Annotated in this window: 22 protein-coding genes and 4 pseudogenes; 20 read left to right on the top strand and 6 right to left on the bottom strand. The window is 66.0% G+C overall.

What is annotated here, in order from left to right:
- The first annotated feature begins 964 nt into the window (after positions 1 to 964).
- The 15 genes from ACFQ9Z_RS34070 (at position 965) to ACFQ9Z_RS34000 (ending at position 18356) form a co-directional block, all read left to right on the top strand.
- Positions 965 to 2347 carry a fatty acid desaturase gene (locus ACFQ9Z_RS34070; RefSeq protein ID WP_383028978.1) on the top strand — a complete coding sequence of 461 codons (1383 nt, stop codon included), beginning with the start codon at positions 965 to 967 and terminating at the stop codon, positions 2345 to 2347.
- Positions 2348 to 2688: 341 nt separating this feature from the next.
- Positions 2689 to 4662: a KedN5 family methylcobalamin-dependent radical SAM C-methyltransferase gene (locus ACFQ9Z_RS34065; RefSeq protein WP_383028970.1), complete on the top strand. Its 1974-nt coding sequence runs from the start codon at positions 2689 to 2691 to the stop codon at positions 4660 to 4662.
- Between the two features lie 385 nt (positions 4663 to 5047).
- Positions 5048 to 5443 (top strand): GFA family protein, encoded by a 396-nt coding sequence (locus ACFQ9Z_RS34060; protein ID WP_383028963.1) that lies wholly within the window; start codon positions 5048 to 5050, stop codon positions 5441 to 5443.
- Positions 5444 to 5615: 172 nt separating this feature from the next.
- Positions 5616 to 6848, top strand: a complete 1233-nt coding sequence (locus tag ACFQ9Z_RS34055; protein ID WP_383028959.1) for a MalY/PatB family protein — start codon at positions 5616 to 5618, stop codon at positions 6846 to 6848.
- Between the two features lie 92 nt (positions 6849 to 6940).
- Complete coding sequence (locus ACFQ9Z_RS34050) at positions 6941 to 7990, top strand: radical SAM/SPASM domain-containing protein (protein WP_383028954.1); 1050 nt, start codon at positions 6941 to 6943, stop codon at positions 7988 to 7990.
- Between the two features lie 64 nt (positions 7991 to 8054).
- The gene (locus ACFQ9Z_RS34045; RefSeq protein ID WP_383028949.1) at positions 8055 to 8255 is read left to right on the top strand and encodes a hypothetical protein; all 201 of its coding nucleotides are present in this window, start codon (positions 8055 to 8057) and stop codon (positions 8253 to 8255) included.
- 65 nt (positions 8256 to 8320) lie between these two features.
- Positions 8321 to 8488 carry a hypothetical protein gene (locus tag ACFQ9Z_RS34040; RefSeq protein ID WP_383028946.1) on the top strand — a complete coding sequence of 56 codons (168 nt, stop codon included), beginning with the start codon at positions 8321 to 8323 and terminating at the stop codon, positions 8486 to 8488.
- Positions 8489 to 8581: 93 nt separating this feature from the next.
- The gene (locus ACFQ9Z_RS34035; RefSeq protein ID WP_383028943.1) at positions 8582 to 9934 is read left to right on the top strand and encodes a dipeptidase; all 1353 of its coding nucleotides are present in this window, start codon (positions 8582 to 8584) and stop codon (positions 9932 to 9934) included.
- A gap of 58 nt (positions 9935 to 9992) precedes the next feature.
- Positions 9993 to 11249, top strand: coding sequence for an aminotransferase class I/II-fold pyridoxal phosphate-dependent enzyme (locus ACFQ9Z_RS34030; RefSeq protein WP_383028937.1), 1257 nt, complete (start codon positions 9993 to 9995; stop codon positions 11247 to 11249).
- Between the two features lie 106 nt (positions 11250 to 11355).
- Entirely contained in the window at positions 11356 to 11940 is a 585-nt protein-coding gene (locus ACFQ9Z_RS34025) for a hypothetical protein (RefSeq protein ID WP_383028933.1), read from the top strand.
- Between the two features lie 47 nt (positions 11941 to 11987).
- Positions 11988 to 13313, top strand: a complete 1326-nt coding sequence (locus ACFQ9Z_RS34020) for a hypothetical protein (protein WP_383028930.1) — start codon at positions 11988 to 11990, stop codon at positions 13311 to 13313.
- A 52-nt stretch (positions 13314 to 13365) separates the two neighbouring features.
- Positions 13366 to 14049, top strand: coding sequence for a methyltransferase domain-containing protein (locus ACFQ9Z_RS34015; RefSeq protein ID WP_383028927.1), 684 nt, complete (start codon positions 13366 to 13368; stop codon positions 14047 to 14049).
- A gap of 20 nt (positions 14050 to 14069) precedes the next feature.
- Complete coding sequence (locus ACFQ9Z_RS34010; protein ID WP_383028922.1) at positions 14070 to 14747, top strand: SAM-dependent methyltransferase; 678 nt, start codon at positions 14070 to 14072, stop codon at positions 14745 to 14747.
- A gap of 149 nt (positions 14748 to 14896) precedes the next feature.
- On the top strand, positions 14897 to 16048 hold the full coding sequence (locus tag ACFQ9Z_RS34005) for an acyl-CoA dehydrogenase family protein (RefSeq protein WP_383028917.1): 1152 nt from the start codon (positions 14897 to 14899) through the stop codon (positions 16046 to 16048).
- Between the two features lie 1081 nt (positions 16049 to 17129).
- Complete coding sequence (locus tag ACFQ9Z_RS34000; RefSeq protein ID WP_383029028.1) at positions 17130 to 18356, top strand: IS701 family transposase; 1227 nt, start codon at positions 17130 to 17132, stop codon at positions 18354 to 18356.
- 326 nt (positions 18357 to 18682) lie between these two features.
- Here ACFQ9Z_RS34000 and ACFQ9Z_RS33995 read toward each other — a convergent pair whose 3' ends face one another.
- A complete protein-coding gene (locus tag ACFQ9Z_RS33995) occupies positions 18683 to 18901 on the bottom strand; it encodes a hypothetical protein (RefSeq protein WP_383028914.1) in 219 nt (72 codons plus the stop codon).
- A 224-nt stretch (positions 18902 to 19125) separates the two neighbouring features.
- Between ACFQ9Z_RS33995 and ACFQ9Z_RS33990 the strand changes: the two genes are divergently transcribed.
- Together ACFQ9Z_RS33990 and ACFQ9Z_RS33985 are read left to right on the top strand one after the other, a co-directional pair.
- Positions 19126 to 19491, top strand: coding sequence for a hypothetical protein (locus ACFQ9Z_RS33990; RefSeq protein WP_383028909.1), 366 nt, complete (start codon positions 19126 to 19128; stop codon positions 19489 to 19491).
- Positions 19488 to 20157, top strand: a pseudogene (locus tag ACFQ9Z_RS33985) (nucleotidyl transferase AbiEii/AbiGii toxin family protein). The gene ACFQ9Z_RS33990 and the pseudogene ACFQ9Z_RS33985 overlap by 4 nt, the downstream one beginning before the upstream one ends.
- A gap of 11 nt (positions 20158 to 20168) precedes the next feature.
- On the opposite strand, the gene ACFQ9Z_RS33980 reads toward ACFQ9Z_RS33985, so the two are convergent.
- Together ACFQ9Z_RS33980 and ACFQ9Z_RS33975 are read right to left on the bottom strand one after the other, a co-directional pair.
- Positions 20169 to 20411: an isochorismatase family protein gene (locus tag ACFQ9Z_RS33980; protein WP_383029025.1), complete on the bottom strand. Its 243-nt coding sequence runs from the start codon at positions 20409 to 20411 to the stop codon at positions 20169 to 20171.
- Positions 20412 to 20416: 5 nt separating this feature from the next.
- Positions 20417 to 20571 (bottom strand): annotated as a pseudogene (locus tag ACFQ9Z_RS33975) (transposase); the annotation flags it as partial.
- 476 nt (positions 20572 to 21047) lie between these two features.
- Here ACFQ9Z_RS33975 and ACFQ9Z_RS33970 point away from each other — a divergent pair.
- Positions 21048 to 21389 (top strand): annotated as a pseudogene (locus tag ACFQ9Z_RS33970) (ParA family protein); the annotation flags it as partial.
- 300 nt (positions 21390 to 21689) lie between these two features.
- Here the strand turns inward: ACFQ9Z_RS33970 and ACFQ9Z_RS33965 are convergent.
- Positions 21690 to 21980: a transposase gene (locus tag ACFQ9Z_RS33965; protein WP_383029022.1), complete on the bottom strand. Its 291-nt coding sequence runs from the start codon at positions 21978 to 21980 to the stop codon at positions 21690 to 21692.
- A 781-nt stretch (positions 21981 to 22761) separates the two neighbouring features.
- Between ACFQ9Z_RS33965 and ACFQ9Z_RS33960 the strand changes: the two genes are divergently transcribed.
- Both ACFQ9Z_RS33960 and ACFQ9Z_RS33955 read left to right on the top strand, forming a co-directional pair.
- On the top strand, positions 22762 to 23121 hold the full coding sequence (locus ACFQ9Z_RS33960; RefSeq protein WP_383028906.1) for a hypothetical protein: 360 nt from the start codon (positions 22762 to 22764) through the stop codon (positions 23119 to 23121).
- A gap of 201 nt (positions 23122 to 23322) precedes the next feature.
- A complete protein-coding gene (locus tag ACFQ9Z_RS33955) occupies positions 23323 to 23757 on the top strand; it encodes an ankyrin repeat domain-containing protein (RefSeq protein ID WP_383028902.1) in 435 nt (144 codons plus the stop codon).
- On the opposite strand, the pseudogene ACFQ9Z_RS33950 reads toward ACFQ9Z_RS33955, so the two are convergent.
- Together ACFQ9Z_RS33950 and ACFQ9Z_RS33945 are read right to left on the bottom strand one after the other, a co-directional pair.
- Positions 23754 to 23915: pseudogene (locus ACFQ9Z_RS33950) on the bottom strand (IS110 family transposase); the annotation flags it as partial. The gene ACFQ9Z_RS33955 and the pseudogene ACFQ9Z_RS33950 sit on opposite strands and share 4 nt — an antisense overlap.
- A gap of 552 nt (positions 23916 to 24467) precedes the next feature.
- The gene (locus tag ACFQ9Z_RS33945; RefSeq protein WP_383028899.1) at positions 24468 to 24857 is read right to left on the bottom strand and encodes a DUF2267 domain-containing protein; all 390 of its coding nucleotides are present in this window, start codon (positions 24855 to 24857) and stop codon (positions 24468 to 24470) included.
- Between the last annotated feature and the right edge of the window lie 66 nt (positions 24858 to 24923).

The raw sequence follows: 24923 nt of genomic DNA, 5'->3' as shown, positions 1-24923 counted from the left end.
GGCCCGGGGAAGCGGGGTCCCTATGCGCCAACATCTTTTGGACGCCGTACAGGGCCGCGACAGTCTTCCGACCTAGGCCCTCATCGCACTGCGGTATTCCGCCGCGATCTGGATGTCCTCAAATGATTCCCCCTGCCTGAATGCGCCCACTTCAGACCCTTGTCCGCTTCCCCGATAGCGGCGGAACCATATACCCGTTCACATTTACGGAACGTTTATGCACGGTGTCCAGCCGACAGCTTGATCGAGTCTTCCACGGTGGCTGAGAAACGTCAAGGCACTCGCGGCAGGCCTCTGACCATTTACTTTTCATAAAGTGGCGAAAACTGGACGAAGTTCGGGCGTGTCGGGTGGAGGCGTCAAAAAGCTTGCCAAAACTTGGCCGGCTTGCCCAGATGAGCAGTTCAGCGCCCGCTCTGTGTTCAAGCCGTGTTCGGAACTGCAGGCGCCGGTTGCAGTCGGCGCCACTCCGAGGGCCGACGGCATCCTTGAATGAGGCGCCAGGACGCCGATGGGCGAGACGTTTCCGCAGGCTGGGAAGCTGAGGGAGTTCTGGAGGAACTGCTTCCGCTTTTTGCATGGCCGCCGGCCCGAGCCTCGGAAGGCGGACAGGGCGGCCACTTGGGCGTGCTTACGCTCACTCTGGGGGCATGCCTATGCCAGCAGCCGGGGGAAATCCGGAGGAGCTGCTACCGCTTTTTCGCCGGCCCGAGCCTCGGAAGGCGGACAGGGCGGCCACTTGGGCGTGCTTACGCTCACTCTGGGGGCATGCCTATGCCAGTGCATCCCATGTGTTGGGTGAAGTTCGCTCGGGATCAGACGAAGCCCCCCAGGGCCAGGACATTCCTGCCTGACTCGAGGGGCTTCGCCCGATTTGCGAAGACTGGTTCGGTCAGAAGGCGTCACGGTATGAACATCAACCTACTCCTTGTGGACCACCGTTCACCTTGCTAGCATCCATGGAATGGTCGTCAATTCAACCGGATATTGGGACCCGTTCGAGTTAGCAACGATCAATGAACCCGAAGCCGAGATCAAGGCGGAGCGTGCCGCGTTCGTAGAACAGCCGCGCAATGTCAACACTGAAGTACGCGAGTCCGTGAGCAGGGCTATTCAGCGGACCTTCCCGCGTTCAATGGCGGTTCTACTCGAGGCCATAGTCACCTGGATCAGCGGCTGTCCACACCTCGACCAGAAGCCGCTGGTGCACCGGAGCCGGCTCGTCTACACGGTCGAGGCCTTCGGCGGGTTCATACTCACCGTCGCAGCCGGTGTCTGGGCGGTCTCCGCGCACTTGTGGTGGCTACTGCCCTTCCAGTGGCTCATCTTGTCCGGGCGTGGCTGGGCACTGTTCAACATCTTCCACCATGCGACGCACGACACGCTGTTCAAATCGCGTCGGGTCAACGAGGTGCTGGCCTTCTGCGTGTCGCTGGTGTCTTTCTCGTCGTCGCTGGACTCCTACCGCGAGCAGCACATCCGCAGCCACCACACTCGTGCCATGTGTACTTACCAGGACGTGGAGGCCCCTCTCCTGTCACTGGGGTTCCCGACCGGTATGCCGAAGTCCTTCTACTACCGGCGCCTGACCTACCTCATCCTTACGCCCTGGACCTACGTGCTCTACGCGCGTTATCGGCTGTTCGACTGGCAGCGTGGGGAGCCGTGGTATCGCAAGGCCGCGTTGTGGACGTTCGCAGCGGCCATGGTCGCTGGCTCGTACTGGTTCGGCTTCGTCCCGGAGTTGCTATTCGCATATGTCGTGCCGATGTTCGTGGTGTTCAATGTGACGGGACTTCTCGGAATGTTCAGCGAACACCACTGGGGAACGCTGCTCGACGAGCCTGCGCGGCTACGCATGGTGCTGCTAGTTCATAGCCGTTTCCTGTTGGACGAGGCGCCGGCGCCGACACTGCCGACGGCCCGGCGGATCAGGGCTTGGGCCCTGTGGTGGCTACGGTTGATGGGTTATCACCTGGTCGTGCGCGTCGCGGTGCTGCCCAGTGATTCGAGCCCCCACGACCATCATCACCGGCATCCACGCACCGAGGACTGGACGAGAAGTACGTTCGAGCGGTTCGACCACGTCGTGAATGGATGCCCGGGTTTCGCGCAGTACCAGCACACGCACGCCTGGTCCCTCGGTGAGGCCATGAACCGCGTCTTCACCAGGATGTCTGCCGCCCCGCTGCCAGATCCGGCGCTGGACGAGCAGCAGACGCGGGGGGTGCGGCGGCTCCTCGCACGCGTACGCTCCGTGCCCGCAAGCCCTGCCGATAGTTCGCCTGCCAACCTGGTTCCAGGGGCGCCGCGGCTTGCCAACGACCTGAAGACGCCTCGGACCTGAAACATCAGCTGGCCAGGTAAGCGCCTCACGGCTCGACCGGGTCTGGCTACACCTTCATGGCGCCTGTTCGAGCGCATGGCGTGGATGGCATGAATCCCCCGTCGCGCGAGGCAGATGGGCGGAGTTGTGCTGCTTGGCGTGGACGTGTTTGTGGTCGCAGTGAGGCTCGGCCCGGCCAATGAGACTCGTTCGTGGTTCCAGTAATCGGGGATGCGATCAATACCTGATGGCGACGGAGCTTCCGCTTGGCTGCCGGTCGCCGGCGGCCGGGAATTCAGGCGCAGGTCGGCGCCGGTAAGCGAATTCATTCGTATGGCACGCAACAAGAGGGAGCAGCAGCCGTGGGACTTGGTGAAAAGATTTCGGTCTACCTTGTGCAGCAAGGCATCTGGGACATGCCCCTGGAATCGATGCCGCTTGCGGCGGCCTACTTGAAGGCCACGGCGCTGGCGGACGACCGAATACGCGATGCGTTCGACATTAAGATCATCAACTACCGCGGTGGCACCACCCTCACTAAAATGGCCAACGAAATATTCGAGGACGGCCCGCCCGACATCTTGGCCTGTTCGGTGACGGGCTGGAATTTCCGCACCTTCGGATCTCTGGTCGAGACCTTCAAGCAGCTCAACCCGGACGGCTGGGCGGTCTTCGGCGGTACACACGTCACCAATCAGGCGACCAGAACGTTCGGGATGTTTCCCCAGGTCGACGTGATCGTCAACGGGGAGGGCGAACTGGTCTTCCGGGATCTGCTAGCCCGGTACCTGGACCGTGGCTCAGTCCACGCTCTCGGCGACATCCAGGGCATCTCCTACCGTGACGGCGGCGACACTATTGCCACCACCGAGCCGCGCGACCGTATCCAGAACCTAGACATCATCCCCTCGCCGGCCCTGTCCGGCGCGCTGGAGCTGACCCGTCCCGACGGCAGTTTCCGCTATGACGTGGCCCTGATGGAGACCAACCGGGGCTGCCCGTACAAGTGTGCCTTCTGTTACTGGGGCGGCGCGGTTGGGCAGCGAGTCCGTGCCTTCTCCCGGCAGCGGCTGCGGGAGGAGCTGGAGCTTTACGCGAGCCTGAAGGTGCACACCATCTGTCTGTGCGACGCGAATTTCGGTCTGCTGCCGATCGACGAGGAGTTCGTCGACGACGTCATCGAGATCCGCAATCGCACCGGCTATCCGAAGGCGCTGGAGAGTTCCTGGGCGAAGAACAAGTCCAAGGTCTTCTACAGCATCGTCCGAAAGATGAAGGACGCGGGTCTGCGCAGTTCCTTCACACTGGCGCTCCAGACACTCAATCCTGAGGCGCTGGCGCTCATGAACCGCAAGAACATGAAGGTCAACCAGTGGGAGGACCTTGTCAACTGGCTGAACGCCGAGGAACTGGAGTGTTATGCCGAACTCATCTGGGGTGCCCCCGGAGAGACCGTCGAATCGTTCCTCGATGGATATGACCGGCTGTCGCACTATGTTTCCCGGATCGCGGTCTACCCGATCCTGCTGCTACCCAACACGGACTACTCAGAGAAGAAGGACCAGTACGGGATCGTCTCGGTGCGCGGCGACCACGACGACTTCGAGTACGTGCTCGCGCACAACACGATGACCATGGCCGACAACCAGCGCATGCAGCGCTTCCTCTTCTGGAGCCGGGTGCTGGCCGATGCGGCTGTCTTCCGTCACACCTTCACGGGTCTGCGGACGCTTGGCGGGATACGGCAGTCCCAGGTGCTGCGGAACATGGATGAATGGATCTTGCGTACCGACGACGAAGCAGCGGCCCCGCTGCGTGAGGCCGTAACGATCGGAGTCGAGGCGCCGGGCTCGGCCATCGACTACCTCTATCGTGAGCCGGAAGCGAAGCGGCTGCTGCGACGCTGGTGGAGCGAGTCAATTCGACCACTGCTGCCGGCCGAGTACACGCGCGTACTCGACGACATCTTCGAATACGACCTTCTCACCCAGCCGGTGTACCGCCAGGACAGCAACGAGCTGCCCGACGGCTGCACCCTGATCCGGATCGGTGAGGACGACCACGCCGTGCGGTCGGGAGTGACGTTCGCACACGACGTGTTGAGCATCCTGTCCCGGCTACGGGCAGGCAAAGAGCCGGACCTACGTCCGCTGGAGGTCAGCTTCGATCTCTACTATCGACTCGGGGTCGAGCAGTTCACGACGACCACCAACAGCGAGGAGATCGTTCATTTCATGGGCTGCACGAAGAGCGATTTCTTCAGCAGCATCAAACTGGCTGACGAGCCTATCGACGGTTCGTACTCGACCCTGCTGCGCGACAGCAACTGCGGCTGAGTGGCAGTCAAACCCGGTGGGGCACTTGATCGGACGCGATCGCCGTGCTTGCGGCAGGCGGTCGCCGGCCGCAAGCCGCCAGCAGTGTCCAGTCCGACTACGAAGACTGTCCACCTTGCTCATGCGATAAACCCGTCAAGTGCTGTGATGGCCGCGCCGTATTCTCTTGACGCGCCCCAGGCATCATGTGATGATGCTTTAAGTTGCTGACGGGATTACGGAATCGATTCACAGTCACACGCGGGGAAGTCTAAAGGGTACTTCAAGTGCCCAGTTTCTGCCGCCAGTGGAACAGGGGTTGTGAAGAGTGTCTGGGCAAGCGAAGTCCGGTAAGGATGAATCGTCAGACCTCGTCTGGCGTGATGGCCAATGCCACTGTGGTTCCGTGAAGTTCTCGGTGGCACTTGCGCAAAGAATCAGTATAACCCTGTGCAACTGCGGTATTTGCTACATGTCCGGGCATGAAGAAATTATGCTCCCCGAGGCCCGTTTCAAGCTGATAGAGGGGCAGCAATACCTGAAGCCCTACCGCTTCGGGAACTGCATCGCCGACCACACCTTCTGTGTCGTATGCGGCATCATGCCCTTCTACCGCCCGCGGTCCCACCCGACCGGTTACTTCAGCGTGAACGCACGCTGCCTGCTTGGCGGGAAGGCCGTCGTCGAGCGCCGGGGCGACCCCATCGATTTGGGGTTCGGCGAGAGCATTCAGTACGCGCCGTTCGACGGGCAGAACTGGGAAGCCAGCATGGCCGCCGGCCAGCACGTGGTCACGGAATAGGCAGTACGCGATCGCGACGCTCCGCTCGCCGCCGTACGGGACCGGAGTACTCAAGACGTGGGGACCGCGCCACCAGGCGCCGTAAGACGGGGGGTGTGATTGTGACCTGGCACAGCGATGGTGTCGCGCCGGCTCCGCATTCGTCCGTCGATGCCGTCCGGGGAGGGCTGGAATGGCTGAAGACGATATGACCGCGCGGGCCGCGGGCTCGGGGTGGGCGTCCTTCGACGCCGTCTCCGCCGACGGCTTGCGGCGCAACGACCAGTACAAGTGGACCCTGCACGGGACCGACCTGCTCGGCGCCGACGCGGCCGAGATGGATTTCGGCACGGCTCCCGCGGTGTCGGAGGCCCTCGTCTCAGCCGTGCAGCGCGGGGTCCTCGGCTACGTTCCGCCCCGACTCGAACGGGAGCTGGCTGAGGCCTGCGCGGCCTGGCAGGGGAACCGGTACGGCTGGCGGATCGCGGCTGACGACGTCAAGCTGCTCCCCGACGTTATCCGGGCGCTGCACGTGGCGATCGAAAACTTCTCCCGCCCCGGCTCACCGGTCATCGTGCCGACCCCCGCCTACATGCCGTTCCTCGTGGTTCCGCGGCTGTTAGGGCGGGAGATCATAGAGATCGAGATGGTTCCCTCGGAGGGGCGGTACCGCTACGATCTCGACGCGTTGGAGCGGGCCTACCGGGCGGGCGGGGACCTGCTCCTGCTGTGTAACCCGCACAACCCCTCGGGGCATGTGCTGGAGCGGGAGGAGCTGCTCGCGCTCTCGCGGCTCGTCGATCGGTACGGGGGCAGGGTCTTCGCCGACGAGATCCACGCGCCGCTCGTCATGCCAGGCAGCGAGCACATCCCCTACGCATCCGTGTCGGAGGGTGCCGCAAGGCAGGCGCTGACGGCGGTGTCCGCATCCAAGGCCTGGAACCTCGCGGGCTTGAAATGCGCCCAGGTGATCCTCAGCAACGACGCTGACCGGGAGCGCTGGGCCGGCCTCGGCCGCCTGGCGACGGATGGCACGTCGATCCTCGGCGTGATCGCGGCGACGACGGCGTTCCGGCACGGCGGGCCCTGGCTCGACGAGGCCCGCGGCTACCTGAGCCGGAACCGTGCCGTCCTGGCGGAGTTGCTGGCCGAAGAGCTTCCTGGAGTCAACTACCGCCCACCAGAGGGCACTTATTTGGCCTGGCTAGATTTCCGTGGTGTGGCCTTGCCGACGTTGGAGCTGGCTGAGTTCTTCCTCAGGACGGCCGGGGTCACCGTGGTCGACGGTACCGAGTGTGGTGCTGCCGGACGCGGCTTCGTCCGGCTGAACTTCGCGACGTCTCAGGCGATCCTGGCCCAGATCGTGCGGCGCATGTCCGGCGCGGTGGCGGCCGCAAGCAGGTGCGAGCCGGCGTGGGCCGGTTAGGAAGACCGATGCCATGAATTGGCAAACGCAGTGGAGAAGGCCCGGTAATCCGGGCGAATGGCAGGCTTTACCAATGTGAAGGGGTCGGTCTCATGTCAGACCTGGATTTCTCGCCTCCGGAGGCTCCGCCCGGGGGGCAGCTGACGCTGAACAAGCCGCTCAAGTCGTGGTTGCAGTTGACGGCCAGTTGCAATATGAAGTGTAAGCAGTGCTACGGTGACTGCTCCACAAAGCCGCCGGCCGACGAGATGTCCGCGGAGGAATTCAAGCGGCTCGCCGACGAGATGGCTGAATCCGGTGTCATCGAGCTCCTGGTGGAGGGCGGGGAGCCGCTGCACCGGGACGACTACCTGGACCTGCTGGGCTACTTCTCCAAGAAGATGATGGTGCGTCTCCGGACGAACGCCACACTCCTCGACGCGAAGGCGGCCGCTGAGCTGGTCGAGGCCGGCGTCGCCAGCGTCGTGGTTGACTTTATGGGTGCCACCCCGGAGGCGCACGACTGGCACCTCGGTGTCGAGGGAGCCTTCGAGAGCTCGCTCAGCGGACTGCGCGCCGCCCGCGAGGCCGGCATGGAGATCGTGGCCACGCTCATCATGACCCGCAAGAACGCGGGAGAGCTCCAGGAGTTCGTGGACCTGATGGCCGCCGAGGGCGTGGGACGGGTTGGGATCCTGCGCCTGTACCCCCTGGGCCGGGCGAAGGAGTACTGGTCCGAGATGGCCATGTCCCTCCCCGATCAGATGGCCGCGCTGGACCGGATTGTGGTGCCGGAGAGCGTCTACCTGATGCGCTCGTGGCACCCGCGCGACGCCAACTGCTGCTGGCAGGCGTCGGGAGTGGACTCCACCGGCCGCTCCGTCGGCTGCTCATACCTGCGTGACTTCACCGACTTCGGCAACGTGCGCGAGGTCTCTTTCCTCAGCACGTGGCAGCACCCTCACTACCGCCAACTGCGCTCCCGCAACGTCGAATCGCATTGTGAGGAGTGCGAGTCGACGCAGGGCTCCCGTGGCGGTTGCCGCTCGACCGCTTACGCATTCACGGGCGACTGGAACGCGCCCGATCCCTTCTGTACGACGACAAATCGAGGCGTGAATGTCGAAATACTCCCCACACGACTGCTTCCAGACCCGAAGTGACGTGCGCCCGCGTCCGGTACCGGAATGGGGCTGCCTGCTCGTTTACACTCCGTCCCGGCCCGGCGTGCACTACCTTGACCCCCGGTCCTGGCTGATGTACGAACTCTGCGACGGTCGTACCTACGAAGAGATCATCGCGGAATACAGCGAAGCCGTTCCTGAGGGCACCGCCCCGGAAAAGGTGAGCGAACTGGTCGACAAGGGTCTTGAGGCGCTGCTTCTCAAGGGAATCATCGAGAAGAAGCCGGCGCTCGACCGGGTCTGACCTCACAGGTGTGTGGGCTGGTAGGCAGCCCACGCAGATCGAGTATCGGGGAGGGGGTGAACAACATGGAGAACAACGACATGCGCTCGCGCCTGAAGGACGCCCTGCGCGGCGTGCCGGTGGACGCGCCGGCGGTCGAGACCGTTCAGCCCGAGATCCGTACGGCGGCGCAGTACCACCTGCCGTCGATGCGCGAGGGCTTCCGTTTCGACGAGCCCAGCGAGCAGCTCTGATGAGCTGGGGCCGGGTGCGTGTCCCAAGGGCACGCACCCGGTCCGGTGCGCCGGCGACCGGCGTCCGCAACAACTCCTATGAGGATCCACATCATGACGTTGACGCCGGAACAGGTTCGTGAGGCCGTAGACAAGGAACTCCCGCGAGTCCGTGCAGACTTGGAGCGGTTGATCCGGATCCCCGGCATAGCTTTCGCGGGCTTCGACCACCGGATTCTCCAACAGTCCGCCGAAGCCGTGGCGGAGGTTCTGCGGGAAGCCGGGCTGCCGGACGTCCGGGTGGTCCGGGCCGGGGGACAGCCGGCGGTGATCGGACGCAGACCGGCGCCTCCCGGGGCTCCGGTGGTCCTGCTGTATGCCCACCACGACGTGCAGCCGGTTGGGGAGTTGGCGCAATGGCTCAGCGACCCGTTCGAGCCGACGGAGCGGGACGGGCGGCTCTATGCCCGCGGCGCGGGTGACGACAAGTCCGGCATCATGACGCATGTGGCGGCTCTGCGAGCGCTCGGGGACGACCTCAGCGTCGGTGTCGTCGTCTTCGTGGAGGGCGAGGAGGAGTACGGCTCCGCCTCCCTGGAACGCCTGATCCACGAGTGCCGGGACGACCTGGCGGCCGATTGCATCGTGATCGCGGACTCGATGAACCAGGCTGTGGGAGAACCGGCCTTCACCACGGGGCTGCGCGGCCTCGTCAACGCCTTCGTCGAGATCCGCACGCTTGACCACGCTGTGCACAGCGGGCTCTTCGGTGGAGCGGTACCCGACGCCCTGACGACCCTGTGCCGCCTGCTCGCCACCTTGCACGACCAGAATGGCAACGTCGCCATCGCCGGATTGCACCACGGCGAACGGGCCACGGCGGACTACCCGGAGGAGCGCCTGCGCCGGGACGCCGGTGTGCTCGACGGGACCCGGATCCTGGGGGACGTTCCGGTGGCCGACCAGTTGTGGACGAGGCCGGCCGTGGCCGTGGTCGGCCTAGACGCGCCCTCGACCCAGGAAGCCCCGAACGCGCTGACCGCCACGGCGTGCGCGAAGGTCAGCATGCGCATCGCCCCGGGTGACTCCACGGAGAGCGCCTTCGCGGCCCTGCAGCGGCACTGCGAGACACTGGCCCCCTGGGGTGCCGAAGTCACGGTCACCCTCGACCACGGCGGCGAACCCAGCATGGTGGCCTCCGAGGGGCCGGCCTATGCGGTGGCCAGGGAGGCGTGGGCCGACGCCTACGACGGCGCGGGTCCGGTTGCGATTGGTCTCGGCGGATCCATCCCCTTCATCGCCACCTTCCAGCAGGCGTTCCCGCAGGCGGAGATCCTCATCACCGGTGCCGTGGACCCGGACTCCCGGGCGCACGGCCCGAACGAGAGCCTGCACTTGGGCGACTTCGCGCGGAGCTGTCTGGCCGAGGCCTTGTTCCTGAACTTGATGGGGAAGCGGAGCCGATGACGCAGGAGCGGTGGGGAGCCCCTAAGGACAGCAGTGACTCTCGCAAAGGCGATACGGCATGACTGACAGGTTCCATCAGTACACGGACATCAAGAAGCTGTACTCGCTCAGCAACTCCAACTGGGACTATGCCGCCGAAGCGGGGGTCCACGGTTGTGTGTTCGAGCCGAGTGGTGGTGGACGCCTGCAGACGCCGGACGGCAGAAGTGTCGTCAACATGTCCTCCTACTCCTACCTGGGGCTCGACGAGCACCCGCAGATAGTCGCGGCGGCGGTGGCCGCGGTGCAGCGCGTCGGGGTCCTCAACAGCTCGCTGTCGCGGGTCAGGATGACCCTGCCCATCCTGGAGGAAGCGGAGAGCGAGCTGAGTTCGCTCTTCGACGCCGAGGTCGGGACGGTCAACTCGTGCGCCGCGGGTGCCTGGGCGACCCTCCCTGTGCTGTCCTCGGGCCTGCTGACCGGGGGAATCGCCCCGGTCCTGGTCTTCGATAAGCGGGCGCACTTCTGCCTGGCCGCGCTGAAGGCACTGTGCGCAGACGAGACGCGTGTGGTGACCATCCCGCACAACGACATGGAGGCGCTGGAGCGGATCTGCCGCGAGAACCGTGCCGTCGCGTACGTGTGCGACTCCGTCTACAGCACCGGGGGAACCGTCGCTCCCGTCGCCGAACTTGTCCGTCTGCAGGAGAAGTACGGCCTCTTCCTGTACTTCGATGAAGCGCACAGCACGTCCGTCGTGGGGACGAACGGGCGGGGCTTCGCCCTGGACATCATGGGGTCGATTAACGAGCGCACCATGTTGATCACCTCCCTCAATAAGGGATTCGGCGGTTCCGGCGGCGCCATCATGTTCGGCCCCCGCGGGGACCTGTCGGTCCGCCGGGCGGTCCAGCGCAACAGCGGCCCGCTGATGTGGTCGCAGCGGATAAACACGGCTGGCCTCGGCGCGATCGTCGAATCGGTGAAACTCCATCGGAGCGCGGAACTGGTGCGGCTCCAGGAGCAGCTGCAGGAGAACATTCGCCATTTCGACGAGGTGGTCGAATCCGTCGGGCACGGCAACACCGTGCCCATCCGCTATATCGCTCTCCACTCCGAGGACGACACCGTCAACGTCTCCCGGTGCATGCTGGAGGCCGGCTACTACGTGGAGCCGGACTTCTTTCCCATCGTCAAGCGCGGCGGCGCAGGGCTGCGGGTGCGCCTGCGCTCGACGATGAGCCGGGACGACATCGACGGCTTCGCGAAAGCCCTGGACGGCGTCCTAAAGGACCGCCCCGAGAACCGGGCAGCGGCAGTGCACGGCGGTTTTTGAGAACTCCGCGGAGCGGCCGACGCACGCGGGGCAGGCGCCCCCGCTCTGCCCGTCGACGTCGAAGAACCATGATCATTCTGCTTTCGGAAAGGGCACAGAAAACGCCATGAACAACCCCCTGCTCGGGAACTCCCTCCCCCGCGCGGCGTCGGCCCTCAGCGCCTTCACCGCCGCGACCGAAGGACTGGTCCTGCCGGTCCCGAAGGACTTCGTCCCCCGCAAGGAGATGCTGCCGCTGACCCCCTTTCTGGGCGACTGGGAGTGCGTCTCGACCGTGTATCCCCCCGGGCGGGAGGACCGGCCGGTGACGGGCGTCTTCCGCGGCAGGCTGTCGCCCATTCTCCGGGGAACCTGGTACGAGTGGGACTACAGCCAGGAGCCCAATGAGCTCCACCCCAACGGGCAGGAGTGCCGCTACACGTTCGGCTGGAGCCCCGCGTTGGAGCGCTTCGTGGCCATCTACTTCGACGACCGTGGCAACCACGTCGTCGAGACCACCCCGAGCGCCGACTGGGAGGACGGGCACCTGCGCTTCACCGGCAACATCGTCCTCCTGGACGAGGGCGAGGTGGAGATGGTCGACGACTTCACCTCAGAGGGCCCCGGGCACCTGCACGACCGTGTCACGCTCGCCGCCCACGGCGAGACCAAGCTGCACGCGACCCTGGATTTCCGCCACCTGAACCCCTGACAAGCGGCCTCGCCCCGAGATCGACCGCCTTCCACGAGAGGCCGTAAATGCCCCGCATCATCCTGCCCAACTTCAGGACCGACTACTCCGAGAACGTGCGTGAGTGGTCTGGCTTCGTCGAGGGGACGAAGTCCGGCACCGACACTTCCGCGCGTTTCCTCTGGCACGCCGCGGAAGGCGACGTCTTCATCATCCCGGACGACATCGATCCGGACTTCAAGGAGTACGTGGCCGAGGTGTCCGGCTACGCCCCGGCAAGTGTCACCGTGCTGGCCGTGGACCACCCGCTCAACGAAGTGGGACTCGCGGACGAAGGTTTCACCGACAAGCTTCGCGCGCTGCTCAAGGAGCCCTCTGAGTGGTCGCTTCTCCCCTGCGTGGCCACCCGGGCCGCGGCGGAGCTGGCCGAGCGCCTCGGTATCCAGGCGCTGCCCGGCAGCGGATTCGCACGGCAGAGCGGTATCGACCTACTCAACATGAAATCGACGTTCCGCAGGCTGGCCGCCGGCGTCGGAACGCCGATCGCTGACGGAGTAGTGGCCCGGTCGCCGCGTGAGATAGCGCGCGCGCTCGTGAGCCTGTCGGGGCAGACCGGCATGGTGATCGCGAAGCAGGACCGCAGCGGCGGCGGTCACGGCAACATCGGCCTGACAGACTCCGACACCGAGCTACTCCCGGGCACCCGGGAGACCCGCTCGCTCGGTGATGACCTTGGCGGCCTGGCGGAGGACCTGTGGTCGGACCTGAGTGACACACTCAACCAGTTCGTCGTGGTGGAGGCCTATCACCGGGCGGACCACCGGTTCTACTTCGAGTACTACGTCGGCGACGACGACATCGAGTTCCTGGACAACGGGATCCTCCGCTACAGCCTGCCGCCAGGAGAGACCAGCGGCAGCCCGAAGTGGGCCGGGCTGGACCTGCCCCTGAGGCTCGCTCCCGAGCGGGACGTCGAGGTGGTCGCCCACATCGAGGCGTTCCTCGATGTCGTCCGCCGGATCGGCTACCGGGGGTACATCAACATCGACGGCATCGTCCTGCCGGACGGCCGACTGATCTTCCACGAGATCAACGCGCGCTGGGGAGGCGGCCTGGTCTACCACGCCATCGCCGAGCGCCTGCTCGGCCCGAGCTACGCCGACACACACGCGGTCTCGTCCGTGCTGGACATCACGCCGGCGCCGCTGGGCACCTTGCTCGAGGGCCTCGAGCGCGGCGGGCTCCGGTACGACCCGGAGCGGCGGGAGGGGATCGTCGTCCTGGGCTGCAACTCCGACCTCGGCCCCGGGGCGGAGTTCCTGATCCTGGCACCGTCCGAGGTGCGCGTGCGGGACCTGGAAGCCCGGCTGCGCGAGAGCGTTCGGGGGAGCTGAACCGTCCCCCTTGTTTCCGACACCACCCAAGAACCCAGCCAGGAGGCAGGGCATGACTGCGACCAATGACGAGGTTTCCTCGATCCTCTCCCAGGTGGAATCCTGGCGAGTCCTGGAGCCCACGACCGTTTCGTTCCAGGGCCTCGACTGGGTCCTGCTTCCCGACGTCTTCCCGATACAGCGCAGTCACTCGTCTGCGTTCGCCTGGGAGGTGCTGCAGGAGCTGGAGCCGGTCGACAGCTTCCTCGACATCGGCTGCGGCCCGGGGAACAACGTCGTCGTCGCGCTCCAGAGCGGCGTGTGCCGCACAGCGACCGGCACCGACATCAACGCGAACTCCGTGGAGTCTGCGAAGATCAACGCAGAGCGGCACGGCTTCGGTGGATCCACGAACTTCCTCGTCAGTGACATGTTCAACTCCCTTGAAGAGAAGGACAAGTTCGATCTGATCTTCTGGAACTCCCCGCCCGCCCTTGAGGGCGTCGACCCGGACTCGCTCTCGGTGCACGAGCGCTCCTTCTTCGACCCCGCGTACGACTGCAACATCCGGTTCTTCTCGCAGGCTCGCCGGCACCTCACCGACGGAGGGCGGCTGATGATCGGTTTCTGCTCCAACGGCGAGTTCGACCGTATGAAGCAGATCGCCGCGGAGTCGAACTTCGTCCCCGAGATCGTCGCGGAACGCGGCGAGGGCCACCCGCACTGGTTGGTCGATTTCCGCGACACCACCAAGTGACCGGCAGCAGGAGGTAGATCATGGCTCCGAGCAGTGAAAAAGTTTCGGAACTGATGTCCGAAATGGATTCGTGGCGGATCCGGGAGACCACGACGGTCACGTTCCAGGACCTCGACTGGGTGCTGCTCCCGGAGGTCTACCCGATCGAGCGCAGCCACTCCTCGGTCTTCGCTTGGCAGGTCCTGCAGGAGCTCGAGCCGGTGGACAGCTTCCTGGAAATCGGCTGTGGCCCCGGCAACAACGTCGTCCTGGCTGTCAAGGCCGGCCTGTGCCGACGGGCGACCGGCGCGGACATCAACCCCAATTCGGTCGAGTCCGCGCAGCTCAACGCGGATCGGCACGGTGTCGCCGACTCTGTGAAACTGCTGGTCAGCGACGTCTTCGATGCTCTGGGCGAGGAGGACAAGTTCGATCTGATCTTCTGGAACTCCATGCCCGACCTGGACGTCGAGTCAACCGAGCTCTCGGTCTTCGAGCGGAATTTCTTCGACCCCGGATACGAAGCGCACAGGCGGTACTTCTCCCAGGCGCGCCGGCACCTGACCGAAACTGGGCGGCTCATGCTCCTGTTCTGTTCCAACGGGAGCATCGACCTCTTGAAGCGGACGGCCGCGGAGGCCGGCTTCACCTCCGAGATCATCGCGGAGCGCGGCGAGGGGCACGCGCATTGGCTGATCGAGTTCCGGGACGCGCACTGAGGCCTGCCCGGTAGCGCAGGCCGCTCGCCGCGCGCGGATCCCCGGCGAGCCGCAGTGCGCTACCGGGCTGCGGAGCCGGGACCGTCCCGCAACACGGTCCCGCACCAGTGATGTCCTTGCCAGCACCGAGGATCAGGAGCAGACAAGCGATGGACCACCGCCTCTCCCGGGAGTTCGAGGAACTCCGGCGAACCGTCGCGGAGTTCGCACGCGATGTGGTTGCCCCGAAGATTGGTGACTTCTACGAGCGCCGGGCGTTCCCGTACGAGATCGTCCGGGAGATGGGGCGGATGGGTCTGTTCGGCCTGCCGTTCCCCGAGGAGTACGGCGGGATGGGAGGCGACTATTTCGCCCTCGGTGTCGCGCTCGAGGAATTGGCCCGGGTCGACTCCTCCGTGGCAATCACCCTGGAGGCGGGCGTCTCGCTCGGCGCGATGCCCGTGCACCTCTTCGGTACGCCCGAGCAGAAGCGCGAATGGCTGCCCCGGCTCTGCTCCGGCGAGCTCCTGGGCGCGTTCGGCCTGACAGAGCCGGACTGCGGTTCGGACGCGGGCGGCACCCGGACGACCGCGGTGCGAGACGGCGAGGAGTGGGTGATCAACGGCTCCAAGTGCTTCATCACCAACTCCGGCACAGACATCACCGGCCTGGTCACGGTCACGGCCGTCACCGGCCGCAAGGCGGACGGCCGTCCCCTCATCTCCTCGATCATCGTGCCCGCCGGTACTCCAGGTCTCACGGTTGCGGAGCCGTACTCCAAGGTCGGCTGGAACGCATCGGACACGCACGAGCTGTCCTTCTCCGACGTCCGGGTCCCGCTCGGGAACCTCCTGGGAGAGGAGGGGCGGGGTTACGCCCAGTTCCTGCAGGTCCTCGACGCGGGCAGGGTGGCGATCGCGGCCCTGGCCACCGGCCTCGCGCAGGGCTGCGTCGACGAGTCGGTGAAGTACGCCAAGGCCCGGCACGCCTTCGGCAGGCCGATTGGCGCGAACCAAGTGATCCAGTTCAAGATCGCTGACATGGAGACGCGGGTGCACATGGCCCGGGTCGGCTGGCGGGACGCCGCTTCCCGCCTTGTCAGGGGCGAGTCCTTCAAGAAAGAGGCGGCGATCGCGAAGCTCTACTCCTCGACGGTCGCCGTCGACAACGCGCGCGACGCGACCCAGATCCACGGTGGCTACGGCTACATGAACGAGTATCCGGTCGCCAGGATGTGGCGGGACTCGAAAATCCTGGAGATCGGCGAGGGGACAAGCGAGGTTCAGCGCATGCTGATCGCACGCGAATTGGGGTTCGACTGACCTCAGATTTACCAGTCGATAGCCGCTTCAGGGACTGAACATGAAAGCCGAGACGCCTTTTGTTCCGGGACCTTCTACTGCGCAGTTTTGGGGGACGGCGGCTGACGGCGGTATGCCCGCCCCGGCTGCCTGCCGGCCGGGCCAGCGGCCCCGTCCAGCAACGCGGGAACAGGCGGGGGACATCACAGAAGACGTCCAGCATAGCGGGACGCGAGAGACGAAGCCGGCTTGCTCGAGGGGCCGTGCTGGGCAAGGTGGCCTATATGCCCGGCGGGCGGCCTGGCGGGGTGCATCACGACCGGCTGCCTACGAGCCCGGCTCCAGTTCCCTTTCAGTGGCCCGATCACGGGCTCCGGTCAGTGAGGGCTTGGAGCGCTTGGCGAATCACGGGGTGTTCAACAGTCCGGCGTCCAGTCTCACCAGCGGCGGACACGCTTCCAACTGCCGCGCCTTCTGCTGAGCGGACGCCAGCGCAGGCGGCCGTAACCGGCCACTTCCCGCGAATCCCCGTACGCGGGCGAGAGGTGCTGCGTAGGCTGGAGTTGTCGTCCCGGTGGGCTCCCCCGTACCACCGGGACGCTCCCTTGTCGGTAGCCGCACCTCTGCTGGGTGCCCCCGACCGGATCAGAGCCAGTCGGTGTCTGCTCGCACCGTTTCGGGGCACCCGGTGGCGCCGTTCACTCAGGGCCCATGAGCGAGCGTAGGATCACCCTTCGGCCAGTAGAAGGCCGCCCCGCCAGCCCCGGCCCGTCGCTCCGCGCCCGGCAAACCTGCCGCCTCGAGAGCCTGAGCCGAGGCCGAGCGTACTGCCAAACCTCGGCATAGCTACTGAAACTGAACTCGTGATGTCGGTCTCGCGGAGCCAAGCCGTACTCAGCTCTCCTGGGGTGGATGCCATTCGTACGTGATAGGGGCTGTCTTAGTACTCCAGCCGGACTTCTGTATTTCTGCTGGTCAACGGCTTGGCGGTGGGGAGTGTAGCGGGGGTTGGGCATGCGCGGGACGGTCTTGGACAGGTCGTCCCCCCAACGTGTGTCCGCGCCGCATGCAGTGACAGCGCGACGAGCAGTCCGTTCTCGTGATCCACGACGTACCAACGAATGCTTGGGACCTGGAACTCGAAGAACTCTTCCTGCGCACCGGAGCCCGCTTCTCCCGGGTGGAGTCCCGGCGGCGGATGCGGGACTACGTCCGCGGGCCGCTCGGCCCGGTCGGCCGAAAGAACAGCTGGCAACTCGCCGAGTACGCCGGCCATGCCACCCCGCACGGTCTGCAGCACCTGCTCTCCCACAGCCGGTGGGATGCTGACGGCCTGCGCGACGACCTCCAGGCCTACATCGCAGAACAACTCGGCACGCCGAACGGCGTGTTGATCCTCGACGACACCGGCTTCGTGAAGAAGGGCACCACTTCCGCGGGGGTGCAGCGCCAGTACTCCGGCACGGCCGGACGGACAGAGAATTGCCAGATCGGGGTCTTTGCCGCCTACGCCACCACCCGCGGCCATGCTTTGGTCGACCGTGAGCTCTACCTGCCCAAGTCCTGGACCGAGGACCGTAAACGCTGCCAAGCGGCTCGCATCCCGGACGAGCGTGTCTTCGCCACCAAGGGTGAGCTGGCCCGCGACATGATCCTGCGCGCTCTGGTCTCCCCGCTTCCCATCGCCTGGGTGACTGCGGATTCTGCCTACGGGCAGGACTCGCACTTCCGGCGCTTCCTGGAGGATGCCGAGCTGTCCTACGTGGTCGCCGTCCCCAAGTCGCAGCAGGTCAACGGCCCGCGCATCGACCATCTCATCGCTCAGGCCCCGCCCGAGGCATGGCAGCGTCTGTCGGCAGGGCCGGGAGTCAAAGGCGAACGGTTCTATGACTGGGCCGCCGCCCGCCTGCCCGCCGTGACCGAGTCCGGCATCGACGAGCCGACACGGCAGAGGTGGGTGCTGGCCCGCCGCAGCGTCAGCAGGCCCGACGAGATCGCCTACTACCTCGCCTGCGCTCCACTGGACGCAACCGTCGCCGACCTGGTCCGCGTCGCCGGCTGCCGCTGGAAGATCGAGGAGTGTTTTCAGAGCGCGAAGAACGAGTGCGGCCTGGACCAGTACGAGGTCCGCCGCTACGTGGGCTGGCACCGGCACATCACGCTTGCCATGCTCGCCCACGCGTTCCTCGCGGTGATGGCCGTGCAGGAACGTGAAAAGGGGGTGCCGAGGCCGACACACCCGACCTCGTGGACCTCACACCAGCCGAAATCCGTCGTCTGCTGGCAACTCAGTCCCGCCGCCGTCCTGCACGCCGCGATCACGCGGTGAACTGGTCACGATGGCGCCGCCGTCACCAGGCACGAGCCCGTCGCTGTCATTACAAGCGGCGCGGACACACGTTGGTGGGACGACCTGTCCAAGACCGTCCCGCGCATGCCCAACCCCCGCTACACTCCCCACCGGCAAGCCGTTGACCAGCAGAAATACAGAAGTCCGGCTGGAGTACTAGGCTCCGTTGCTGTGGCCGAGGTCCCCGATGAACTGATCGAGCTGGAATGATCCGCCGAGCAAGAGCGCGCGAGGCTCACTGGTGACGACTACAACGCAAGGGCGGCCGTCACAGACGAGCAGCAGGTGGTAGCGGTCGGGGCTGGTCATACCAGACGGATCCCTCTGCGTTGTCCGGGCTCCCGGACGATCGCGTGCTTCGTCTCCAGCTCGCCCAGCTGGTAGTGCACCGAGGCCCGGCTCCGCAGGCCGACAACCGCCCCGATCTGCGTAATCGTCGGAGCCTCGCCATGGGTGGCGATGTGCTCACGGATACAGCGCAGGATCCGTTCCTGGATGTCGGTGAGGTGGTCAACGCGATGCATAATCTAATTAGATCGCTTGTTCGAATTGGTGGGCAAACGACATGCGTCGGCCGACACAGCGCGGGCGGCGGGCGGTGCAGCGAGTGGTGAGGTGACCGCTCTCGCGACTCGAGGCGCTGTGTTAGCCCGCCTCGTCGCCGCACAGCAGGCGGCGGCAGCGCTGGGCACCGTCGAGCGCCCGGTTGCGTGGTCATGGGGCGCCTCGAAGAGCGATACTGGGGGGCATGTCCGTGCCGTCCAACTTCTCGCCACCGAGCGCATACGAGATGCTGCGCGAGCAGTACGCCTCGCGGCTTCCCACGTCCTTGGAGGAGCTCGCCGGGCCGACGGCCGGCACGGTGGATCTACCGGTGCACGTCGTCTGGTCCGGTCGTCGCTCGTACGGGCTCAGCCAGCCTCGATCACGGATGAGCCTCTACCGCACCGTACTGGCGGAGGGGCAGAGCCAGGACCTGATCGATTATCTCGACCGCGGCCTGCTCATCGCCCAGTGGCCGATTCTGCGGACGCTGATCAGCCGTCCCCTGCGCGACGCCTGGGAAAGCCGCTTCCCCCAGCTGCCCACAGATAAGGCAATCACTGCCGCGTGAGTCTCTCCGACCTGCACCGCCGCCTCCTCACCGACATCCTCGACATCGGGACTCCGTATCCGCTGGTGATCACCGGTGGGTACGCAGTTCAAGCTCACGGTCTGGTCGACCGCCTCTCCCAAGACGTCGACGTAGCCACCGAGAACCCCGCGCCGATCAGTGAAATCGTTCATGCCGTGAGCGAGGGACTTACCGAACGTGGCGGGCAAGTCGAGGAGATCGAGATCGGCGCTCTCTCCGGCCGATTCCTCACCACCGACCCTGGTACGGGGGAACAGTGCGAGGTCGACGTCCTCAAAGAGATGCTCTGGCACCCTCCCCAATCCAGTGAGCTCGGCCCCGTGCTGTCGCTCGACGACGTGATCGGCACGAAGGTGAGCCCTTGCCGACCGAGGCGCGGTCCGCGATCTGATCGACGTCCACGCCGCCTCGCGGCACCGGTCCAAAGCCGAGCTCGAGAACCTTGGTCGCCGACACGCCCGATACGAGTTCAGCCTGGAAGACCTGCACGACCGTCTTGCCAGCGCGGAGTGGTGGGATGACCAGGACTACGCCGACTACGGGCTTCAACCCGACGAGATCGACGCCCTGCGGACGTGGGCTCTTGGCTGGGCCACCGACATCGCCGCACGGCTACGAAGTGAGGAGGACCCCGACGATCTATGACTAGGACCGCATCAGGCGACGTTCGCCCGCTCCTCGGCCTGTGATGCCGGGGTGGCTGCGGTCAGTCGGTCGGTGATCTCTTCGGCGGTCAGCACGAGCGCGAAGCCCTTGCGCAGGACGGCGAGTTCGGGTTCGTGCCGGGACTCGTCATCGGTGGCCGTGACGTCGGATCCGAAGACGACCTTGTAGCCGCGTTCATATGCCTGCCGGGCCGTAGTGCCACAGCAGTAGTTGGTGAGCGTTCCCGTGACGATGACGGTGTGTGCAGCACGTACAGGATGCCCTGGAACGCCAGCTGGCAGGATGCCGCTTGCGCCCCGGGTGCCGAGTCCCTCGCTCCACCTTCGGCAACAGTGGCTCGATCACCGCCCACAACTCATCGTCGGCTTCCACGGCTTTGGCGGAGCCACCCACACCTCCCGGATCACCTCGGAGATCATCTCGTTAGGAGTTCTCAGGAGGCCTTAGTCATGTAGTGGCCTCTTGACGATGGTTCGCTGCGGCCAGGGGCTCCGGAGGTCTGCGGCCACAGCCAGTTGCGCGCTATCGAACGCTGGTCACGGGTCATGGTCCTCCGTCTTGCGCTGTTCGCGTCTTTGAGGCGCGAGGAGGAGCGGCGGTCTGGCGCGACGACGTTGAGGTTGGGGGGGAGCCGGGCAGCGACTATTACCCGGTAATGGGTCACAGCCCCTGCCTCGACCACCAGGGCGAGCTGATCTCTTCGTAGGCATCACCGGGTCACGGGTGAGGCGGCCTGGCCGGCCAGTGCATGGGTGAGCCGGCTCGTCTCCAGGCCATTACCGGGTAATAGCTGTGCTCCAGCGGCCCAACTTTCCCTATCTAGCGTGCCGGTGCTTGATTCGATCTTGCGCGTTAGTAAGGTATCTCCCGTGAGTTCTCCAGCCACCTCGAGCGACCGCGAGAAGGTCGTCTCCAAGCTGCCGGGATGGCTCCGGCAGAACCTCAAAGTCAGGGCCGCACAGCACGGCCTCGAGATTCAGCAGGCCGTCGAACAGGGCATCGCCGACTGGTGCCGTCTCGCCTCCACCCCCGGAACCATCGACACTGCGGGCGCTGACTCCTTCTCCACCTTCCTACCTCCAGGGCAGTGGGACGAGTTCCGCAGCGTCGCCAACGACCGCGGTGTCTCCCTCATCCAGGGCCTGGCCCAGGCCGTGCAGCTGTGGCTGGGCAGCAACCCCTCCCCCGGCGTTGTACGGCCCGCCCTCACGGTCCCGAACCCGCTCCCGCACCACCACCAGGTTGAGCAGGGCGTCCGTGCTGCCGAGGTCGACAGCCTGGCGGGCCAGGGCCTCCGCGCCCTCCCGGTCCCCGGCCTCCTCCCGTAATACCGCCAGGCTGCGTGGGGCGTCCGTGTCGCCGTGGTCGGCGGCCAGGCGGAACAGAGTCTCCGCACCCTCTCGGTCCCGAACCTGCTCCCGCATCACCGCCAGTCTGCGCAGGGCGTCCGTGCTACCGAGGTGCCTCTGTGTGTCAAGCGGCATGGGTGAGGCGGGTCCGTTGGTCTCGTTTCATGATCCGGTAGACGTAGACCACGTTGGACAGCCGTCGGTTGAGGGCCCGACGAGCCTCCGAAGGCGTCTTCCCCTCAGCGATCTTGCGGAGGTAATAGTCCTGCCCGCGCCCGCCGTCGCGGATCTGGCAGACGGCGATGGTGTGCAGGACCGAGTTGAGCGCGCGTTTCCACCGATGTTGAGCCGGTGGCGGACGTTGTTGCCGCTGGAGGCGTCCAAGAGTGCGCTGCCGGTGTAGCTGGCGAAGTGGTGTTCGGTGGGGAAGCGACTGATGTCCCCGATATGCACAGAGGGTCGGTATGCGCCCGCCTCGAAAGTGGCGATGGCGAGCTCGGGGGCCTCCACCGTCAGCTGGGCGGCGACCTCGTTAGAGGCGGTCGACTCGGCGACCGTCTGCTCGGCGGCCAGGACCGGACGCGTCCGGGGAGCGCTGCGGGCTGGTCAGTGGTGCGCCATGCCGCGGGTCGGCAGGGCGACGGCCTCGCCGCTGACGGCGAGCAGGGCGTCGGTCAAGGCTTCGCCGGTCGCTAAGCGGGCCCGCGTCGATGACGTGCGGGGGGCTTCCGCTACTCGGTCACGCGCCCCTGGCGTCACAAGACGATCGCGGCTATCTCCTCCAGCGACGGCGCGGGTCAGTCGTCACTGTCGGTGTCTGTGGCGGTCTAGTCCTGCCAGGGCCACAGGCCGCCGATCCGGTAGCGGCCGTCGGCGTCGGGGTGGATGAGGCGTTTCGGGCGGTCCGGCTCGGTCCGCAGGCCGGGATCGGAGGCGATGAGCGGCACCTCGCCGGGCCAGCGGCAGGCCAGGTGAGGGCCGCCGTGACTCGCGGGGCGCTCACCGGCCGACCTGACTGTCGTGCACGACGGGGCAAGCGACACAACCTGGCCCCCGCTGACGACTGCGGCTGGATGCTGCCTAGAGCGGGGCGTGCTGGCCCCCTGCGCACAGCGGTAGGCCAGCACGCCCGGGTGTCGTGGAGGAGACGTCAGAGGTTCAGGGATTGCAAGACCAGCCCCGGCCCGCGAAGGTGATCGACTCAAGAAAGGGCGATCATGCAGGTGGTTATGCAATGAGCTTCGATCTCTATGTCTGGCATGAGGCGACGCCGATCACCGTCGAGCGGGCACTGCTTGTCTGCCAGAGCCTGGCAGACGGCGATGACAGCGTCGTTCAGCCTGACCCGCGGAATCTCGCCCTCATGGATAATCTGCTGGTGGGGTTCCCCGACCCTGATGACCCGGATGATGATGAGATCGACGACATCGTCTGGAGCGTCAGCCCGGATGCAAACGAGCACCGGCTGATCCTTGCCGTCGGCTGGTCGCGGGCCGAAAATTTCTCTCGCGCGGTCTTCGCCCTTGCGCGAAAGCACGGCCTGACCTGTTTTGACCCGCAGCGCAACGAGGTCCACAACCCGTCGACGCCCTGACTCATCACGAGACGCCGCGAATGCCGGGGCCGGGGTGCGGCGCGCGCGGGTGCCGCGAGGCATACCGACGTGCCGGGGTGCTCGACCGCCGCATGTGGAGGGGTGCGGGAGCGTTCTTCCGGCAGCACCGACACTGCCCCGGCCAGCACCAAGCCGCGCAAGGCCAGACCCCCTGGCGGCGACGGGGGTGCCCCTATCTCTTTGGTCAAGATCGTGGGTCAGGATGGCGGCATGACGGATCGGGATCGGTTGGGGCGGACGGCGGTGCACTGTGCGGCTGTCGACGGGGATGTGGAAGGCCTGAGGGTGCTGTTGGCCGGGGGCGCCGACCCTGAGGTAGGCGATGCCGCAGGTTGGACGCCGCTGCATCTTGCGGCTCAGGCCCAGGCGCCATCGGTCATCGAGGTTCTGTTGGCCGCGGGCGCGTCGGTCGATGCCGTGGATGGTCACGGCAATACGCCGTTGTGGCGGGCGGTGTTCTGTTCGCAGGGCGAGGGGGCGGCCGTCCGGCTGCTGCTGGAAGCCGGTGCTGACCCCGACCGGGTTAACGCTCATGGTGTGAGTCCGCGGGCACTGGCGGGACGGATCGCCAACTATGAGGTGGTTGCCCACCTTCCGGGCGGAGCTTCTTCCTAGGCTCCGCCGACTGCCGTGGCCGGCCGGGGCTCGTAGAGCATGCCGTCGCGGAGCATGGCGAAGGGGACGTCGGCTCGTCGTCTGGCGAGGCAGAGCAGGGCCTGGGTGTGGTGCTTTCCCTGGGCGATCTTCTTGTCGTAGTAGGCCTGGGACGCCGGCTGTGCTTCACGGGCTGGTCATGCTGGCCCGCCAAGGCCCGTTCCCCCCCGTACGGGCCATTGCCCGCGAGGCGGGCGGGCGCATTCCCCCCGTCGCCTGCCCGCCCCGCGCCCGGCCGATCCCGTCTCATGGGTGGCCCCCTGCTGCTTAGGGTGAAAGCACGCAAGGCGCGTCGGGGACTTCCACAAGCCAAGGGCACCCCAGATCCGGAAGATCCGTTCGGGACGGGCGACCCGGCCTTAAGGTGCGCGTACCCAGATGTGCCCCTGGCACCCCGGTCACGACAAGCAGGCGGTCCGGCGGCTCCCTCGGCTGTGATCCGAACCAGGAGAGCCTGGCAAGGACAGCGCCCGGGCATCTGGCTTTGCCTGCACTCGACGTTAGGTCCCTGCTGGGGTCTGGTCGAGCGGTGGCATCAAAACTCAACCGGCATTGCACGCGTCTTTCACAGCCACCACCGGGTCTTGCGCAGCCCGGCATGGCCAGGGCGCCGAGGACACAGCCGCTTGGAGAGCCCGGCCGCTGGGCCAGTTCCTCGGGAGGCGGTGTTCTCAGTCGGCGAGGTCGGGCTTGCCGAACAAGAGGGCGTAGCTGGAGGGGAGCTGGCTGATGATCTGGTTCAGCTCGCCGCCGCTGACGGTGTCCGCGACGGTGGTCAGGACGGCGCTGGCGTCCCATTCGGCGGTGCGTGGCCGTGCCCCGATACGTTCCGCGACCCGGCGGTGGAACTCCTCGATCCCGAACCTTTCAGGCTGCTGCTTGGTGTCGGCGAGTATCTGTCCGAGCGGGCCGGGCAGCTGGGAGGCGAGGTCGTCGACCTCTCCCGGGGTGATCCGCTGTGCCAGCACGCCCAGGACGGCTTCGGTGATCGTGGCGGCTTCGTCCTGGTCGGTGTACTCGCCTCGCTCGCGTACGCGGGCAAGGAACTCGTCGTACCTCATGGTCACCTCCGAGGTGCGTGTCCCGCGGCACCAGACCTTCTGATGTCACTGGCCCAGTACCCAAGA

Origin of the sequence: Streptomyces sp. NPDC056580, assembly GCF_042793175.1 — a bacterium.
GTDB lineage: Bacteria > Actinomycetota > Actinomycetes > Streptomycetales > Streptomycetaceae > Streptomyces.
This window is presented reverse-complemented; position numbering and strand designations above follow the sequence as displayed.

Excerpts from the sequence above, each read along its gene's own strand:
- ACFQ9Z_RS34070 (WP_383028978.1), top strand. The coding sequence starts at position 965 with ATGGTCGTCAATTCAACCGGATATTGGGACCCGTTCGAGTTAGCAACG.
- ACFQ9Z_RS34055 (WP_383028959.1), top strand. The coding sequence starts at position 5,616 with ATGGCTGAAGACGATATGACCGCGCGGGCCGCGGGCTCGGGGTGGGCG.
- ACFQ9Z_RS34050 (WP_383028954.1), top strand. The coding sequence starts at position 6,941 with ATGTCAGACCTGGATTTCTCGCCTCCGGAGGCTCCGCCCGGGGGGCAG.
- ACFQ9Z_RS34040 (WP_383028946.1), top strand. The coding sequence starts at position 8,321 with ATGGAGAACAACGACATGCGCTCGCGCCTGAAGGACGCCCTGCGCGGC.
- ACFQ9Z_RS34035 (WP_383028943.1), top strand. The coding sequence starts at position 8,582 with ATGACGTTGACGCCGGAACAGGTTCGTGAGGCCGTAGACAAGGAACTC.
- ACFQ9Z_RS34030 (WP_383028937.1), top strand. The coding sequence starts at position 9,993 with ATGACTGACAGGTTCCATCAGTACACGGACATCAAGAAGCTGTACTCG.
- ACFQ9Z_RS34025 (WP_383028933.1), top strand. The coding sequence starts at position 11,356 with ATGAACAACCCCCTGCTCGGGAACTCCCTCCCCCGCGCGGCGTCGGCC.
- ACFQ9Z_RS34020 (WP_383028930.1), top strand. The coding sequence starts at position 11,988 with ATGCCCCGCATCATCCTGCCCAACTTCAGGACCGACTACTCCGAGAAC.
- ACFQ9Z_RS34015 (WP_383028927.1), top strand. The coding sequence starts at position 13,366 with ATGACTGCGACCAATGACGAGGTTTCCTCGATCCTCTCCCAGGTGGAA.
- ACFQ9Z_RS34010 (WP_383028922.1), top strand. The coding sequence starts at position 14,070 with ATGGCTCCGAGCAGTGAAAAAGTTTCGGAACTGATGTCCGAAATGGAT.
- ACFQ9Z_RS34005 (WP_383028917.1), top strand. The coding sequence starts at position 14,897 with ATGGACCACCGCCTCTCCCGGGAGTTCGAGGAACTCCGGCGAACCGTC.
- ACFQ9Z_RS33995 (WP_383028914.1), bottom strand. The coding sequence starts at position 18,901 with ATGCATCGCGTTGACCACCTCACCGACATCCAGGAACGGATCCTGCGC.
- ACFQ9Z_RS33990 (WP_383028909.1), top strand. The coding sequence starts at position 19,126 with ATGTCCGTGCCGTCCAACTTCTCGCCACCGAGCGCATACGAGATGCTG.
- ACFQ9Z_RS33960 (WP_383028906.1), top strand. The coding sequence starts at position 22,762 with ATGAGCTTCGATCTCTATGTCTGGCATGAGGCGACGCCGATCACCGTC.
- ACFQ9Z_RS33945 (WP_383028899.1), bottom strand. The coding sequence starts at position 24,857 with ATGAGGTACGACGAGTTCCTTGCCCGCGTACGCGAGCGAGGCGAGTAC.